15 protein-coding genes are annotated in these 15,104 nt (G+C 65.4%); 7 read left to right on the forward strand and 8 right to left on the reverse strand.

What is annotated here, in order from left to right:
• Positions 1-75: 75 nt before the first annotated feature.
• From G3N97_RS01280 to G3N97_RS01305, 6 genes are all read right to left on the reverse strand, one after another.
• The gene (locus G3N97_RS01280) at positions 76-1,506 is read right to left on the reverse strand and encodes an aldehyde dehydrogenase family protein (RefSeq protein WP_205991529.1); all 1,431 of its coding nucleotides are present in this window, start codon (positions 1,504-1,506) and stop codon (positions 76-78) included.
• Positions 1,507-1,548: 42 nt separating this feature from the next.
• Entirely contained in the window at positions 1,549-2,358 is an 810-nt protein-coding gene (locus G3N97_RS01285; protein ID WP_205991530.1) for an ABC transporter permease, read from the reverse strand.
• Positions 2,355-3,224, reverse strand: coding sequence for an ABC transporter permease (locus tag G3N97_RS01290; RefSeq protein WP_241030297.1), 870 nt, complete (start codon positions 3,222-3,224; stop codon positions 2,355-2,357). The genes G3N97_RS01285 and G3N97_RS01290 overlap by 4 nt, the downstream gene beginning before the upstream one ends.
• 44 nt (positions 3,225-3,268) lie before the next feature.
• Positions 3,269-4,603 (reverse strand): FAD-dependent oxidoreductase, encoded by a 1,335-nt coding sequence (locus tag G3N97_RS01295; protein WP_205991532.1) that lies wholly within the window; start codon positions 4,601-4,603, stop codon positions 3,269-3,271.
• A gap of 2 nt (positions 4,604-4,605) precedes the next feature.
• Entirely contained in the window at positions 4,606-5,316 is a 711-nt protein-coding gene (locus tag G3N97_RS01300; protein ID WP_205991533.1) for an HAD-IA family hydrolase, read from the reverse strand.
• 66 nt (positions 5,317-5,382) lie between these two features.
• The gene (locus G3N97_RS01305) at positions 5,383-6,459 is read right to left on the reverse strand and encodes an ABC transporter ATP-binding protein (protein WP_205991534.1); all 1,077 of its coding nucleotides are present in this window, start codon (positions 6,457-6,459) and stop codon (positions 5,383-5,385) included.
• A 99-nt stretch (positions 6,460-6,558) separates the two neighbouring features.
• Between G3N97_RS01305 and G3N97_RS01310 the strand changes: the two genes are divergently transcribed.
• From G3N97_RS01310 to G3N97_RS01325, 4 genes are all read left to right on the forward strand, one after another.
• Positions 6,559-7,518, forward strand: a complete 960-nt coding sequence (locus G3N97_RS01310) for a LysR family transcriptional regulator (RefSeq protein ID WP_205991535.1) — start codon at positions 6,559-6,561, stop codon at positions 7,516-7,518.
• A gap of 171 nt (positions 7,519-7,689) precedes the next feature.
• Positions 7,690-8,109: an AraC family transcriptional regulator gene (locus tag G3N97_RS01315; RefSeq protein WP_205991536.1), complete on the forward strand. Its 420-nt coding sequence runs from the start codon at positions 7,690-7,692 to the stop codon at positions 8,107-8,109.
• A complete protein-coding gene (locus G3N97_RS01320) occupies positions 8,106-8,804 on the forward strand; it encodes an HAD-IA family hydrolase (RefSeq protein WP_065065066.1) in 699 nt (232 codons plus the stop codon). The genes G3N97_RS01315 and G3N97_RS01320 overlap by 4 nt, the downstream gene beginning before the upstream one ends.
• Before the next feature lie 20 nt (positions 8,805-8,824).
• Positions 8,825-9,181, forward strand: a complete 357-nt coding sequence (locus G3N97_RS01325; RefSeq protein WP_205991537.1) for a cupin domain-containing protein — start codon at positions 8,825-8,827, stop codon at positions 9,179-9,181.
• Positions 9,182-9,256: 75 nt separating this feature from the next.
• Here G3N97_RS01325 and G3N97_RS01330 read toward each other — a convergent pair whose 3' ends face one another.
• Positions 9,257-9,751, reverse strand: coding sequence for an Lrp/AsnC family transcriptional regulator (locus G3N97_RS01330; RefSeq protein ID WP_065065067.1), 495 nt, complete (start codon positions 9,749-9,751; stop codon positions 9,257-9,259).
• Positions 9,752-9,784: 33 nt separating this feature from the next.
• Complete coding sequence (locus G3N97_RS01335) at positions 9,785-10,678, reverse strand: N-acetyltransferase (protein WP_205991538.1); 894 nt, start codon at positions 10,676-10,678, stop codon at positions 9,785-9,787.
• Positions 10,679-11,081: 403 nt separating this feature from the next.
• Between G3N97_RS01335 and G3N97_RS01340 the strand changes: the two genes are divergently transcribed.
• The 3 genes from G3N97_RS01340 to G3N97_RS01350 all read left to right on the forward strand — a co-directional run bounded on the left by G3N97_RS01340 (position 11,082) and on the right by G3N97_RS01350 (position 15,083).
• A complete protein-coding gene (locus tag G3N97_RS01340; protein WP_205991539.1) occupies positions 11,082-12,374 on the forward strand; it encodes an FAD-binding oxidoreductase in 1,293 nt (430 codons plus the stop codon).
• A 59-nt stretch (positions 12,375-12,433) separates the two neighbouring features.
• Entirely contained in the window at positions 12,434-14,053 is a 1,620-nt protein-coding gene (locus G3N97_RS01345; protein WP_205991540.1) for an ABC transporter substrate-binding protein, read from the forward strand.
• A 73-nt stretch (positions 14,054-14,126) separates the two neighbouring features.
• Positions 14,127-15,083 carry an ABC transporter permease gene (locus G3N97_RS01350; protein ID WP_074987636.1) on the forward strand — a complete coding sequence of 319 codons (957 nt, stop codon included), beginning with the start codon at positions 14,127-14,129 and terminating at the stop codon, positions 15,081-15,083.
• Positions 15,084-15,104: the final 21 nt, after the last annotated feature.

Below are 15,104 nucleotides of genomic sequence, written 5' to 3' on the forward strand. Positions count from 1 at the left end.
TGAAATAGAAAACGCGCCGGGCTTTCCGGCCAGGCGCGTTTTGCTCTCTCTTCGACCAAGCTCAAGCGGCCAACTTCACTCGCCGTATCCCACCACGCCCTTGACCTCCAGAAACGATTCGATGCCCCATTCGCCGTACTCGCGGCCGTTGCCCGACTGCTTGTAGCCGCCGAACGGCGCACCGGCATCCCAATCCGGATAGTTCAGATACACGCTGCCCGCGCGCAGCCGATACGCGACGCGACGCCCGCGCTCAACATCCGCCGACTGCACGTACGCGGCCAGCCCATACGGGCTGTCGTTCGCAATCGCGATCGCGTCTTCGTCATCGCGATAAGGGATGATCGTCAGCACCGGGCCGAAGATCTCCTCGCGGGCGATCCGCATGTCGGGCGTCACATCGGCGAACACGGTCGGCTTGACGTAGTAGCCGCGCTCAAGCCCGTCCGGCCGCCCCACGCCGCCCGCGACGAGCGTCGCCCCTTCGGCGATGCCCGCGTCGATCAGCGCCTGCACCCGGCCGAACTGAACCTCGCTGACGACCGGCCCCAGCGTCGTGTCCGGCGCATCCGCCGGACCGACCTTGTGCGCGAGCGCCGCGCGCCGCGCAATTTCGACCGCCTGCGCGTGACGCGCGGCGGGCACCAGCATGCGCGTCGGCGCATTGCAGGACTGGCCGCTGTTGCCGAAACAGGCGTTCACGCCCTTCGTCACCGCGACCTCGAAATCGACATCGTCGAGCAGCAGGTTCGCCGACTTGCCGCCCAGTTCCTGATGCACGCGCTTGACCGTGGGCGCCGCGAGTTGCGCGATCTGTATGCCCGCGCGCGTCGAGCCCGTGAACGACACCATGTCGATATCCGGATGCGCCGCCAGCGGCGCGCCGACCGACGGCCCGTCGCCCTGCACGAGATTGAACACGCCGGGCGGCACGCCGGCCGCATCGAGCACTTCGGCGAACAGCACCGCGTTCAGCGGCGCAATCTCACTCGGCTTCAGCACCATCGTGCAACCGGCAACCAGCGCGGGCGCGACCTTGCAGACGATCTGGTTGATCGGCCAGTTCCACGGCGTAATCAGCGCGACGACGCCGACCGGTTCGTAACGCACGCGCGTCGTTCCTTTGTCGCGCTCCCAGACGAAGCTCGCGCAGGTCTTCAGCAGTTCTTCCAGATGACGGCGGCCGATCCCGGCTTGCCATTCGTACGCGAGCGCGCGCGGCGCGCCGATCTCGCGCGAAATAGCCGCGGCGATCTCGTCGTAGCGCGCGAGGTACATCTCAAGAACGCGGCGAACGAGCGCGACGCGCTCGTCCGGCGTGGTCTGCGAGAACGATTCGAAGGCGCGCTTCGCCGCGGCCACCGCGCGATCGACGTCGCGCGTATCGCCCGTCGCGATCTCGGCGAACGGCAGTTCGGTGCACGGATCGACGACCGGCAGGCGCGCGTTTCCGGCAGGCGCGACCCACGCGCCGTCGATATAGAACTTCAGGGCATTGTCTGTCATGTCGGTTTCCGGTCGCGGAAAGTGGCTCAAACTCAGTCGGTTTCAGGCCCGCGCCGGCCGCATCTGGCCCTGACCGCTGCGACGGCTGACGACCACGAGCAGCACGAGCGCAAGCGTCAGCGCGGTCAGCATCGTGCTGATCGCGGCGATGGTCGGATCGATTTCGTCACGCAGCGTGACGAACATCCGGCGCGTGAGCGTCTGGTTGTCGCCGCCCGACACGAACAGCGCGACGACGGTTTCGTCGAGCGCCTGAATGAACACGAACACCGCGCCGGAGATCACGCTCGAACGGATCTGCGGCAGCGTCACGGTCAGAAAGCTGCGCAGCCGGTTCATGCCGAGGCTGCGCGCCGCCATTTCCTGCGCATGATCGAACGAGCGCAGATCGGCGCCGACCGAAATCAGCACGTAGGGCAGCCCGAGCATCGAATCGGCGACGATCAGACCGCCGAGCGTATTCACGTAGCCGAATTTCGAATAGACGAAGAACACGCCCACCGCGACGATGATGATCGGCACGATCATCGGCAGCATCAGCACCGTCTTCAGCGGGCGGATCAGCGGATGCTCGCCGTGCTCGATCGCGTAGGCCGCCGCCACGCCGACCGGCGTCGCGATGCACGCAGCGACGAGCGAAGCGATCAGCGTCACGCGGGCGGCCGACAGCCATTCAGGATTGCCGAAGAACGACGCATACCAGCGCAGCGACAACGCGGGCGGCGGGAACGTCATGAAGCGCGTGTCGGAGAACGAGATCGGCACGACGATCAGCACCGGAATCATCAGGAACGCGAGGATCAACACCACCAGCACGATCAGTGCGCCGCGCACGAACGGGTTCGGTCTCATTTCGCCCCCAGGGTCTTGTCGAGCGGAATCACGCGGCTCGCGAGGTAGAAGATCGCGAACACGCACAGCAGCAACACGACGCACACGGAACTCGCCGCGCCCCAGCTGTTATAGATTTCGACGTTGCGGCTCACCACCATCGACACCATGATCGATTTGCCGCCGCCCATCAGCTCGGGCGTGATGTAGAAGCCGAGGCACAGCACGAAGACGAGCGTCACGCCCGCGACCACGCCGCCCAACGAGAGCGGCAGGAACACGCGCACGAACGCGTGCAGCGGCGTCGCGCCGAGACTTGCGGCCGCCTGCGAGAGATTGGTCGGGATCTTCTGCATCGCCGAATACAGCGGCAGCACCATGAACGGCAGCAGGATGTGAACCATCGCGACGATCGTCCCGAACTCGTTGTAGGCGAGCTGAACGGGGCGATCGACAAGGCCGGAGGCCAGCAGCAGCTTGTTCACGACGCCGGTGCGCTGCAGCAGCACGAGCCACGCGTAGGTCCGCACCAGCACGCTGGTCCAGAACGGCAGGATCACCATGCCGAGAATCAGCGCGGCGAAGCGCGGCCGCACCGACGCGGCGAGATAAGCGACCGGATAGCCGAGCAGAAGCGTCGCGCCCGTCACGATCAGGCTCAGCTTGAACGTGATCAGGAAGGTGTCGAGATAGGTGCCGCTGAACACGCGATGGTAGTTCGCGAGCGTGAAGCCGCCGTCCTGGCGGACCGACTGCCACGACAGCCACGCCAGCGGCACGACGAGCAGGATCACGATGACGGCCAGCGCGGGCGTCATCAGCAGGAGCATCGTGCGGTTTTCGCGGCGCTGATGGTGCCGCGCCGCGTCGGTCTCGTCGTGTTGCATCGGTGCGGATCCGGAGTCTGAAACAAACGCTCTGGCAGTCGTCATCATGCCCCCATGGCATCGAGGAACTGGTACCACGCGGCCACGAGTCTGACACCTGGCGCACGCAGTGCGTGAAACGGCACGGGACGCAATCCGTTCTGCGCGAGCAGCGTAAGATCGGGCGTGTCGCCGAGTGCGAGCGCGGCCGCGTGCTGGCCGATCAGGCTCGCCATCGCCACGCCCGCGCCGTTATAACCGACGCAGAACACCGTCGCGTCGTCCGCGCGGCCGACGTGCGGCAGCGCATTGAAGGTCATCCCGACATAACCGGACCAGCGGAACTCCACGCGAATATCGGCGAGATCCGGAAACAGTCCGACCATCGCGCGCCGCAGCGCCTCGAAGCCTGTGTCCTGGCCTTCCTTGCCGAACGCGTCGCGGCCGCCGAACAGCATGCGGCCGTCCGCGCGCCGGAACCACTTCATCATGCGGCGCGTTTCGGTGTAGCTGCGCCGCTGCGTCATCAGCTTCGCATCGAGCGCGGCGGGCAGACGTTCGGTCGCGATCATCGCGCTGCGAAACGGCACCAGCTCGCGACGCATGGCGTCGGTCGCGGGCGTCAGGTCCGAATAGGCGTTCGTCGCGACGATCACCTGCCGCGCGCGCACCGTCGCGCCCGCCGTGCGCAGCGTGACGCCCGCGACGCCGGGCGCGCGGTCGATCGCGAGCACGGGCGTCGAAGTGTGGATCGGCACGCCGCGCGCCGCGAGCGCACGCGCGATGCCCAGCACGTACTCGAGCGGCAGGATCGTGCCCGCATCGGCGCTGAGCACGCCGCCGACAAAACCGGTCGAGCCGGTTTCGGCGCGCACTTCCTCGCGCGACAGCACGGTCATCGAGCGGTCGTCGAGCGATGCGCGCACCCACTCGGCTTCCGCGACGATCGACGCGAGCGCGCGCTCGGTGTGGGCGCAGCGCAGACTGCCGGTGCGTTCGAACTGCGCGCGCCCGATGTCGCATTCCTCCACCAGCGCCTCGACGGTGCGCACGCCGTCGTGCGCGAGACGATGCATGCGCTTCGCGACGTCGAGCCCGTGCGCACTGGCGATCGCCGAAAACGACGGGCGAAACTTGGACGACACGACGCCGCCGTTGCGCCCGCTCGCGCCCCACCCGACCGGATTCGCGTCGAGCACCGCGCACGACACGCCGCGCTGCTGCAGCGCATGCGCGGCGCACAGGCCGGAATAACCGGCGCCGATCACGGCGACATCGACCTGAAGATCGCGCGTGAGCGGCCCCGCGCCGACCGGCGCGTCGAACGAACCGGCCTCGCCGGCCAGATGACGCCAGAGCGAATCCGGCTGCGGCGAGGTCGAAACGGGCGGCGCGAGCATCGTCAGGCCGCGCAGAGTTCGGCTTCGACGGCGTCGGCGAGCGCCGCGAGCGTCGGGAAGCAGAACGTCGGCGTCGTCACTTTTTCCGGCTCCGGCGTGCCGCCGAAACCGGCCTGGCCGCGTCGGCGCTCGATCCAGCAGGTCGAATAACCCAGTTCGGTCGCAATGCCGATGTCGTGATACTGGCTCTGCGCCGTGTGCAGGATTTCGCCGAACTTGTAGCCGAACGCCGCCTGGCGGCCGCGGTTGTAGGCGAAGAATTGCGGATCGGGCTTGGCCACGCCGGTTTCGTCGCAGCAGACGGTGTCGTCGAACGGATCGCCGAGCGTGTGCGCATACGCGGAGAGCGCGACGCGGTCGGCGTTCGTCATCGCAACGAGGCGGAAGTGTTTGCGCAGCCGCTTGAGCGCCTCGACCGAATCCTCGAACGCCGGCCAGTCGAGCACGTCGCGCTGGAACGCGGCGGCCGTCGTCGCATCGCGCGGCAGATCCAGTTCGGCGGCCAGCGACAGCCACACGTTGGCCATTTCGTGGCTCGACCGGCCATAGAACTTCGCCCGGCCGCGCAGATACGGCGCGAAAATCTGGTCATCGGTCAGATCCTTCGCGGCCGGACCGCCGAGGCGGCGAACCGAAGTCAGCACGCCTTGTTCGAAGTTGATCAGCGTGCCGACGACGTCGAACGTCAGCACCTTGAAATCGGTGAGCTTCATGAATGGATCCTTGATTGCGTTGCGGTTGGCTGGAAAGACGGCATGCGCGGCGATCGCGCCGCACGGTCACGCCGGTACGACGATCGTGTCGCGTGGACTGAGGGCGACGGAAACGGGCGAGCCGGGCGCAGGAATCCGATGCCGCGCATCGTGATTGCCCGGCTGGCGCAGGCTGAGCGACGTGCCGTCCGCGAGCTTCGCGAACACGCGCAGGCTCTCGCCCTGATACAGCACTTCGGTCACGCGCGCCGAGAGGCGGTTGGCGTCGGGCGCGGCGTCGCCGCTGTCGATCACGAGCTTCTCGGTCTGCACCGCGAGCAGCAGTTTGTCGGCGTCCGGCAGCGGTTCGGCGGAGCGCAGCACCGCGTCGCCGAGGCGCACCGCGTCGTCGCCCGCGCGCGTGACGGGCAGCAAGGTCGCCTCGCCGATAAAGCTCGCCACGAACGCATTGCAGGGCCGGTCGTACAGGCGCTCGGGCGTGTCGATCTGCACCAGCTTGCCATTCTTCAGGACAGCGACACGATCGCTCATCGTCAGCGCCTCGCGCTGGTCGTGCGTCACATAGACGATCGTCGCGCCAAGCCGGCGATGCAGCGCGCGCAGCTCGATCTGCATCGTCTCGCGCAGTTGCTTGTCGAGCGCGGACAGCGGTTCGTCCATCAGGATCAGTTGCGGTTCGAAGACCATCGCGCGGGCCAGCGCGACGCGCTGGCGCTGGCCGCCCGAGAGTTCGTGGATGCGCCGGCCCTCGTAGCCGCGCAGCTCGACCATCGCCAGCGCGTCGGCGACCTTGCGGGCCCAGCCCGCTTTCGGCTCGCGACGCGCACGCAGCGCGAACGCGACGTTCTCGCCCACCGACATGTGCGGAAACAACGCGTAGTTCTGGAACACGATGCCGATGTCGCGCTTGTGCGGCGGCGCGAATGTAATGTCGCGTTCGCCGACCCAGACGCTGCCGCTGGACGGCTGCACGAAACCGCCGAGAATACCGAGCAAGGTGGTCTTGCCCGAGCCGGACGGCCCGAGCAGCGAGACGAATTCCCCTTGAGCGACGTCGAGCGACACATCGTCGAGCGCGACGACATGGCCATAACGTTTGACCGCCGATCGAATCGATACGCCTGCCTTTACTCGTGCGTCCATCGTCGTGCTCCCGCCTTTCAGTCAGTGTTCAACCAAGAATAGGCGGCGATTTTTTTGGCGGCAATTCCCGAATTGTTGGATCAGGCATAACATCAGGTCATGCCAAACCTTCGCCGAAAACTGCCGAGCGCCAACGCGCTGTTCGTCTTCGAGGCGGCGGCGCGTTGCGGGAACTTCACGCGCGCCGCCCAGGAGCTCTATGTCAGCCAGCCCGCCGTGAGCCGCATGCTGGCGCGCATGGAGGATCACATCGGCGTGCGGCTGTTCGAGCGCGTCCACGGCGGCATCGAGCTGACCGAGAACGGGCGCATTCTGTACCGCAAGATTTCCGAGGGACTGAACGGCATCGAGGAAGCGATTCTCGATATCGAGGCCCGTGCGACGGGCGTCGAGCCGGTCACGCTGTCGGTGTCGACCGCCTTCACCACGCACTGGCTGATGCCGCGCATGAGCCGCCTGAACGAAGCGTTTCCTTCCGTCGATCTGCGCTTTCAGTTGATTTCGGGCCGGATCGGCGGTCCGCTCGGCGACGTCGATCTCGGCATGCGTTTTCTGCACGAAGCGGAGATGGGGGAAAACAGCATCAGGGTTATGCCTGAGGTGCTGCTGCCCGTCTGCAATCCGCACTATCAGGAACTCGCGCGCGGCGTCGACTGGCTGGCGCACGGCGACACCGTGATCGTGATGGGCGACGAGGAACGCGGCTGGCACGCGCGCTTCGCGGCGTTCGCGAACGAGACGCGGCGCGCGGCGGGCGTGCTGAGTTTCAACGATTACGCCATCGTCGTGCAGGCCGCGCTGCTCGGTCAGGGCCTCGCGCTCGGCTGGGTCAACGTCGTGATGCACTGGCTCGCACAACGCGCGCTGGTGCCCGCCGTGGACGAGTTGCAGGTGACGAACCGGCTGTGCTGCCTGTCGTGGGCGCCGGGACGACCGCTTCGGCCCATCGTCGCGGAAGTGCGCGACTGGCTGCTGGCCGAGATGCGCGCCGACCTCGCCGCGGTCGACAGCGCGTATCCGTCGCTCGGGCTCGCGGCGGCGCTTTCTTGTACGACGTGATACCCCCTCTGCCCCCCGCATTTTCTACGGAGCCGCCCTCCGTCATCGCGATTTGATACTGCCTGACGCGGGCAAATGAGTTTTTTCGGTGGCACGAGCAATCGTAAGCTCTCCACTATGAAATTCATGTCCGACCTTGCTCAGGCAGCGAGCGCCGCCAACGCTGCAGCCATGAACGCGACTTGCGTCCGCACCGGCGGCACGCGCGCGCTGAACGGCTTGCGCACGCGTGCGGGCATCGAACTCGCGATTGCGCAGATTCACGCCAGCCCCGCCGGCGATCTGAGCGTGGCGACGCTGGCCGCACGCGCCTGCCTCAGCATGTGGCGCTTCACCGTCATCTTCAAAGGACTGACCGGCGAATCGCCGCATCGCTACGTGACGCGCGTGCGGGTCGGGCATGCGCAGAACCTGCTGCGCCAGGGCTTCACGCCCGTGGACGCCGCGCAGGCGTCGGGCTTCTACGACCAGAGTCATCTGTCGCGCAGCATGAAAGCGAGCTGCGGGATGAGCCCCAAACAGTTTCAGCAACATCACACCGGCGACACGTCGGCTCTCTTTTCTTCCCTTTCATCCGCGAGCTACACATGAGTCTGAAACGCTTCAAAGTCTTGACGTTCGACGTCGTCGGTACCCTCATCGATTTCGAGCGCGGCATGCTGAACTACCTGCATCAGGTGGCCGGCGACGCCAAAGTCTCGGACGAAGATTTCCTGGCCGCCTATCGCCAGGCGCGCAAGCGCGCGGGCACGATCTGGTATCCCGACGATCTCGAACTGTGCTGGAAGCTGATCGCGCCGCGCCTCGGCCTGCCCGAAAGCGACGAGGTCGCAAAAGGCTTTCGCGATTCGGTCTCGGAATGGCCCGCGTTTCCGGACTCCGTTGAAGCACTCAAGCGTCTCGCTCAACACTTCAAACTGGTGACGATGACGAACGCGCAAACGTGGGCGCTCGCGCATTTTTCGAAGACGCTCGGCGAACCGTTCGCCATGCTGCTCGCCTGCGACGACGCGCTGTGCGAGAAGCCGGACGCACGCTATTTCGCGTACGCGCGCGGCCGCTACGAACAGGCCTGGGGCTTCCGCCAGGAAGACAATCTGCACGTGGCGCAGAGCCAATATCACGACATCGGCATCGCCCGCGAGCTGGGCATCACGAGCTGCTGGATCGAGCGCCGTCATGGCATGCCCAGCTCGGGCGGCACGATCGAGTCCGCTCACACGGTCCCCGACTACCACTTCCACACGCTCGCGCAACTCGCCGACGCCGTGGAAGCCGGCCAATAAACGGGACGCACGACCACATCATGCCGATCACCATTCTTTCGCAAAGCGCGCAATGCCAGGACCTCACGCCCGCGGGCGCGGTGGGCGCGCCGCTCACCGAACCGGCCTGCGTGACGCAGACGCTGGAAGTGCCGCTCGAAGGCTCGGGCGGCAATCGCTCGGGACTGTGGGAAGTGTCAGTGGGACGCTTCTCGCGTCATCTGGCCAATGCCGAAGTCATGCACATTCTCGCGGGCGAATGCACGTTCACGCCGACCGGCGGCGAAGCGCGCGCGATCAAGGCAGGCGACACGCTGTTTTTCCCGGCGAACACCACCGGCGTCTGGGATATCAAGACCCCGCTGCGCAAGGTCTACGTCGTCATGGCCGAGCATTAAATTTGCTTCGGACTTCATAGCATCTGAATGACGATGCGCTCTCCTCGCGAGAGCGCATCGTATGTCACGGCATACTCAGACTTTGCCGCCGAAGACTTTTTCGATCGGATAATGCGTCTTGATGAAAGGCGATTTGATCACGATATAGCTGAAGTATTTCTCGATGCCGACGTTGCGCTCCAGCAGCCCTTCCATGACTTCCTGATAATGGTTGACGCCGCGCGCCACGACCTTGAGCAGATAATCGTAGCCGCCGCTCACCAGATGGCATTCGATCACTTCGTCGAGTTCCTTGACGGCTTTCTCGAAGCGGATAAAGTCCTCGCGATGATGGTCGGACAAGGTGACTTCCGTGAACACGGTCAGGATGTCGCCGATCTTCTCCATGCAGATCTGCGCGCTGTATCCGCTGATAAAACCCGCCTGTTCCAGGCGCTTGACCCGGTTGAGGCACGGACTCGCCGACAACCCGACCGCTTCGGCCAGGTCCACGTTGGTCATGCGTCCATTATTCTGGAGCTGGCTCAGGATCCGCAAATCCAGTCGGTCCAGCTGCATATTCGTACTCATACCGCGGTTCCCCAATGTTCCGATACGGGTCGTCTAACCCAGAGCCTGAGCAGCAACGGCAAAGGTGTGCAGGTCGGCGGCGCCTTGCGCGGCGTCGCCGAATGTCATTTTGGGGACACGATTCACGCAGGTCAACCCAAGGCTTTCGAACCACGCGCCGATCGGCACCGCGTAGTGTTCGACCGCGTCGAGACGCACGAACTTGCCGGCGGCCTTGCCGCAGAGATGCGCGATCAGCGCCTGCGCCAGTTGCGGCTCCGACGCGACGACCGGTCCGATGAGCAGGCCGCGTCCGAAGCGGCGCAAGAAGGCGCATCCCCGAATGCCTTCGTCCGACGATTCGCTGTCGAGCACGATGGCCTGAACGTGCTGATCGAGCCACGCGGCGATCAACCGTTCGCGCCGCATGCCATTGGCGCGGGCGTCCAGTTCGCAGAGCGCGGCTTCGTCCGCGTGGTTCGCCGGGCGCAAACGCGTGCCCGCAGGAAGGGCGATTAACGGCGCCGAACGCGGACGGCCCTGATACTGGAGCACCGCGCCGCTTTCGCGAAAGCCGAGGCGCTCGACCGCGTGACGCCAGTGTCCGAACGCATGCACCGTCACGCCGCGCGTGCCCGCGCGTTCGAGGAGATCGCGCAGCAAGACGGCTTCGGCCTCGCCCGCGCGATGCGCCGCGTCCGAGACCAGCAGACTGATCGAAGCCGCATGCTCGTCCCACACGAAGATCTGCCCGAGCGACGCGATCTGCCCGTCGCACATCACCACGCGGCCGATCCCGAGCGCGCTCAACGACTGCCAGTCGCTCAGCCGATGCGGCCAGCCGGCTTCTTCCGAGAATTGCTGCGCGACGGGCAAATCCGCCTCGCACAGATCGCGCAACGAAAAGCGCGCGGCGTCTACCCGCTCATGTTGGTTCGAATCGTTCATGAAGGTCGAATGGTTGTATCTGCCCCATGATCACTCGCCGGAATTTCCACGCGATAGGAAAAACGCCACCTGTTTTTTTGCGTGAAAACGCCGTCCATTAGCACAAACCTCAATAGCAAACTCGCGCATTTTTTTGACTCGCTGCTGAATCGGCGAGCACGCGCGACGTCATTTTCGCCGCACGGCAAACAATGCTGTCGAGCCCCCCATAAACCGCAGTTCCGCCTGTGTGAACCGGTCAATACGACGCGAAGCCTCTGTTTTGGCGTGATTCAATTTCAGCACTGTTCTTCACCCGCGCGGTCACTGACCGCCCGACCCTGTCGCCACGCCGAAAACGCAAGCCGATCCGCGTGAACGATGCGTCGATTGAACCTGCATGACCTGGAGATCGCATTAGTCGATGAAACTCGATTCGTATTGGAAGGAAGGTGTCGAACTGACGGAGCACGCCGCGGCGCTGCCGTCGAGCGCCGACGTGGTCGTGATCGGCGCAGGATTCTGCGGACTTTCCGCCGCGCTGACGCTGGCGCGCGCCGGCGCGCGCGTGGTGGTGCTCGAAGCCAACGACACCGTGGTCGCCGAAGCGTCCGGCCGCAACGGCGGTCATGTGAATAACGGTCTCGCCGTCGATTACGCGACGCTGGCCGCGAAGATCGGCGTGGAAAAAGCGCGAGCGTGCTATCAGCTTTACGACGCCGCCGTCGATACCGTCGACAGCATCGTGCGCGAAGAAGCGATCGACTGCGATTTCATGCGTCACGGCAAGCTGAAACTGGCCTCACGTCCGGCGCATTACGACACGCTCGCGCGCAGCTACGAACGGCTGATCGCCGATGGCGTGGACACCGACATCGAACTGCTCGACCGCCATACCGTGCGCGCCGAGGTGAACAGCGACAGCTACCACGGCGGTCTGCTCTATAAAAAGAGCGCCCAGATGCACATGGGCCGCTTCGGCAAGGGACTCGCCGATGCCGCGATCCGCGCGGGCGCGCAGATTCATACGCGCACGGCGGCGCTGCGTCTGGAGCGCATCGCGCAAACGGCGCACGGCTATCGCGTGCAGACCGCACGCGGCACCGTGAAAGCCGACAAGGTCTTGCTCGCGACGGGCGCAACGCGCCACGGCAATTACGGCAGCTTCGGCTGGATCCGCCGCCGCGTGGTGCCGATCGGCAGCTTCATCGTGGCGAGCGCGCCGCTCGGCGAGGCACGCGCCAGCGCACTGCTGCGCGAGCGCCGTACCTATGTCACGACCTCGAATCTGCATCACTACTTCCGCGTGTCGCCCGATCACCGGTTGATCTTCGGCGGCCGTGCGCGTTTTGCGGTGTCCAATCCGCAATCCGATGCCACCAGCGGGGAGATCCTGCGCGAAGGGCTGCTCGCCACCTTTCCGCAACTCGCGGACGTGCCGCTCACGCACTGCTGGGGTGGCATCGTCGATATGACGCAGGACCGGCTGCCCCACGCGGGCGAGCGCGACGGCCTGTTCTACGCATTGGGCTTCAGCGGCCACGGCACGCAGATGTCCACGCATACGGGCCGCTGCATCGCCCGCACGATGCTCGGCGAACGCGCGGCCAATCCGTGGGCCGGGCGCGACTGGCCGGCGGTGCCGGGCCACTTCGGGCCGCCGTGGTTTCTGCCGCTGATCGGCCTCTACTACAAGATGAAAGACGCCATTGCCTGACGACCCGCGCAAGCGAATTCCGTTTTCAACCATGACTTTGCCTCCAGGAACGTGTAGCCATGTCTGAACGTAAAAAACTCGAAACTCTCGTTGGCGCACCGGAATCGGATCGTCTGATCGGCGCGCTCCAGCACGGCGCAACCCGCCGCGACGTGCTGCGCCTGCTCGCAGCGGGCGGCATGCAGCTCGCGATGGCCGGCACGCTCGCCGGCGTGGCGGGTGCCGCGTACGCGCAAACGCCGCGCAAGGGCGGCAAGATTCGCGTCGCGGGCGACAACGGTTCGGCGAACGACACGCTGGATCCCGCGAAACAGTCGAACAAAACCGACTATTGCCGCGGCACGATGCTGTACAACAACCTCGTCGAACTCGACGGCACGCTCGCGCCGCGCCCCGCTCTGGCCGAGTCGTTCAAGACGACCGACGCGCGCGTGTGGGTCTTCACGTTGCGCAAGGGCGTGACGTTCCACGACGGCAAGGCGCTCTCGCCCGCCGACGTGGTGTATTCGATCATGCGCCACAAGGACCCGGCCGTCGCGTCGAAGGCCAAGACGCTCGCCGACCAGATCGACAGCGTGAAGGCAACCGGCCCGAACGAAGTCACGGTAACGCTCTCCGCGCCGAACGCCGACCTGCCGGTGATTCTCGGCACGTTCTACTTTCATATCGTCAAGGACGGCACGACCGACTTTACGAAAGGCATCGGCACCGGGCCGTTCAAGCTGCAGACCTTCCAGCCGGGCGTTCGCTCGATCGTCGTCCGGAATCCGAACTACTGGAAACCCGGCCTGCCGTATCTCGACGAAATCGAATTCGTCGGCATCGGCGACGAAAGCGCGCGTGTCAACGCACTGCTCTCGGGCGACATGGACCTGGTCGCGTCGATCAATCCGCGCTCGGTCGCGCGCGTCAAAGGCTCGTCGAATGCGAGCGTCTTCGTCACGCAGTCGGGTCAGTACACCGATCTGATCATGCATCGCGACACCGGCCCCGGCACTAATCCGAATTTCGTGCAGGCCATGAAGCTGCTGCTCGACCGCAACCTGATGAAGCAGTCGATCGCGCTCGGCTATGCGGTGACCGGCAACGATCAGCCGATCGATCCGACCAACCGTTTCTATACGCCGGGCCTGCCGCAAACGCAGATGGATCTCGACAAGGCGAAGTTCTACCTCGCCAAGGCCAATCTGGGCAGCACGCCGATTCCCGTGGTCGCGTCGCCCGCCGCGATGTATTCGGTCGACATGGCGCTGATCCTGCAGCAGACCGCGCGCAAGGTGGGCCTGAATCTCGACGTCAAGCGCATGCCCGCCGACGGCTTCTGGTCGAACTACTGGCTGAGCGCTCCGGTGGGTTTCGGCACGGTCAATCCGCGCCCGAACGCCGACACGCTGTTCACGCAGTTCTTCAAGTCGGACGCGCCGTGGAACGAGTCGCGCTGGAAGGATCCGAAGTTCGATCAGATGCTGCTCTCGGCGCGCGCCGAGATGGACGTCGCGAAGCGCAAGCAGATTTACGCCGACATGCAGACGATGATCCGCAGCGACGCCGGTATCGGCATTCCGCTGTTCCTCGCCACCATCGACGGCCACAGCAACAAGCTGCAGGGCCTGTCGCCGATTCCGCTCGGCGGCATGATGGGTTACGCGTTCGGCGAGCACGTATGGCTGTCCGCCTGATCCGCAATCGAAGCACACTTCGCCGCCTATCGCAGGGATGGGCGGCGAGCGGTCCATTTGAGGGGTGTCCGATATGAACACTGTGATTGTTCGCCTGCTGGCGCGCCGCGTGAGCGCTGCCGTTCTATCGCTACTCGCGATCTCCGCCATCGTGTTCGCGATTACCGCGGTGTTGCCCGGCGACGCCGCGCAATCGCAGCTCGGCCAGGACGCCACGCCCGAAGCCGTCGCGGCGCTGCGCGCGCAAATGGGCCTCGACGTGCCCGCGCCCGTGCGCTACTGGCACTGGTTGACCGGCATGCTCACGGGCCACGCCGGTGAATCGATGCTCACGCATCTGAGCGTGGCGAGCCTCGTCGGTGATCGCCTGTCGCATTCGCTGCTCCTCGCCGGCATCACCACGCTGGTGTCCGTGCCGATCGCGCTCGCGCTCGGCATTCTGTGCGCCGTGCTGCGCGGCCGCGCGTTCGATCGCACAGTGAGCGTCGGCGTGCTCGCGGTGGTCTCGGTGCCGGAGTTTCTGGTTGCGTCGCTCGCCGTGCTGCTTTTCGCGGTCAAGCTGCAATGGCTGCCGGCGCTCGCCTATCTCGACGACGGCGCGCCGTTCGGCCGCGTGCTGCGCGCGCTGGCGATGCCGGTGATGTGCCTGTGCTGCGTGATCGTCGCGCAGATGGTGCGCATGACGCGCGCCGCGCTGATCGATCAGTTGAAGGCGCCGTACATCGAAATGGTGCGGCTCAAAGGCGCCACGTCGTTCCGCATGGTGATGTTCCACGCGCTGCCCAATGCGATCGGACCGATCGCCAATGCGGTCGCGCTGAGCCTCTCGTACCTGCTCGGCGGCGTAATCATCATCGAGACCGTCTTCAACTATCCGGGCATTGCCAAGCTGATGGTCGACAGCGTCAGTCAGCGCGACATGCCGGTCGTGCAGGCCTGCGCGATGATTTTCTGCTTCGCCTACCTCGTCCTCGTCACGCTCGCCGACGTCTGCGGAATTCTGGGCAATCCGCGTCTGCGCCACCGCTAACGCGACCTCACCCTTTCGTTT

The sequence above is a fragment of the Paraburkholderia sp. Ac-20347 genome, assembly GCF_017104805.1.
Lineage (GTDB): Bacteria > Pseudomonadota > Gammaproteobacteria > Burkholderiales > Burkholderiaceae > Paraburkholderia > Paraburkholderia tropica.

Bases quoted from the DNA above. Each gene is read 5' to 3' on its own strand.
- G3N97_RS01345 (WP_205991540.1), top strand. From the start codon at position 12,434: ATGTCTGAACGTAAAAAACTCGAAACTCTCGTTGGCGCACCGGAATCG.
- G3N97_RS01335 (WP_205991538.1), bottom strand. From the start codon at position 10,678: ATGAACGATTCGAACCAACATGAGCGGGTAGACGCCGCGCGCTTTTCG.
- G3N97_RS01305 (WP_205991534.1), bottom strand. From the start codon at position 6,459: ATGGACGCACGAGTAAAGGCAGGCGTATCGATTCGATCGGCGGTCAAA.
- G3N97_RS01290 (WP_241030297.1), bottom strand. From the start codon at position 3,224: ATGCAACACGACGAGACCGACGCGGCGCGGCACCATCAGCGCCGCGAA.
- G3N97_RS01320 (WP_065065066.1), top strand. From the start codon at position 8,106: ATGAGTCTGAAACGCTTCAAAGTCTTGACGTTCGACGTCGTCGGTACC.
- G3N97_RS01330 (WP_065065067.1), bottom strand. From the start codon at position 9,751: ATGAGTACGAATATGCAGCTGGACCGACTGGATTTGCGGATCCTGAGC.
- G3N97_RS01350 (WP_074987636.1), top strand. From the start codon at position 14,127: ATGAACACTGTGATTGTTCGCCTGCTGGCGCGCCGCGTGAGCGCTGCC.
- G3N97_RS01280 (WP_205991529.1), bottom strand. From the start codon at position 1,506: ATGACAGACAATGCCCTGAAGTTCTATATCGACGGCGCGTGGGTCGCG.
- G3N97_RS01315 (WP_205991536.1), top strand. From the start codon at position 7,690: ATGAACGCGACTTGCGTCCGCACCGGCGGCACGCGCGCGCTGAACGGC.
- G3N97_RS01285 (WP_205991530.1), bottom strand. From the start codon at position 2,358: ATGAGACCGAACCCGTTCGTGCGCGGCGCACTGATCGTGCTGGTGGTG.
- G3N97_RS01295 (WP_205991532.1), bottom strand. From the start codon at position 4,603: ATGCTCGCGCCGCCCGTTTCGACCTCGCCGCAGCCGGATTCGCTCTGG.
- G3N97_RS01325 (WP_205991537.1), top strand. From the start codon at position 8,825: ATGCCGATCACCATTCTTTCGCAAAGCGCGCAATGCCAGGACCTCACG.
- G3N97_RS01300 (WP_205991533.1), bottom strand. From the start codon at position 5,316: ATGAAGCTCACCGATTTCAAGGTGCTGACGTTCGACGTCGTCGGCACG.
- G3N97_RS01310 (WP_205991535.1), top strand. From the start codon at position 6,559: ATGCCAAACCTTCGCCGAAAACTGCCGAGCGCCAACGCGCTGTTCGTC.
- G3N97_RS01340 (WP_205991539.1), top strand. From the start codon at position 11,082: ATGAAACTCGATTCGTATTGGAAGGAAGGTGTCGAACTGACGGAGCAC.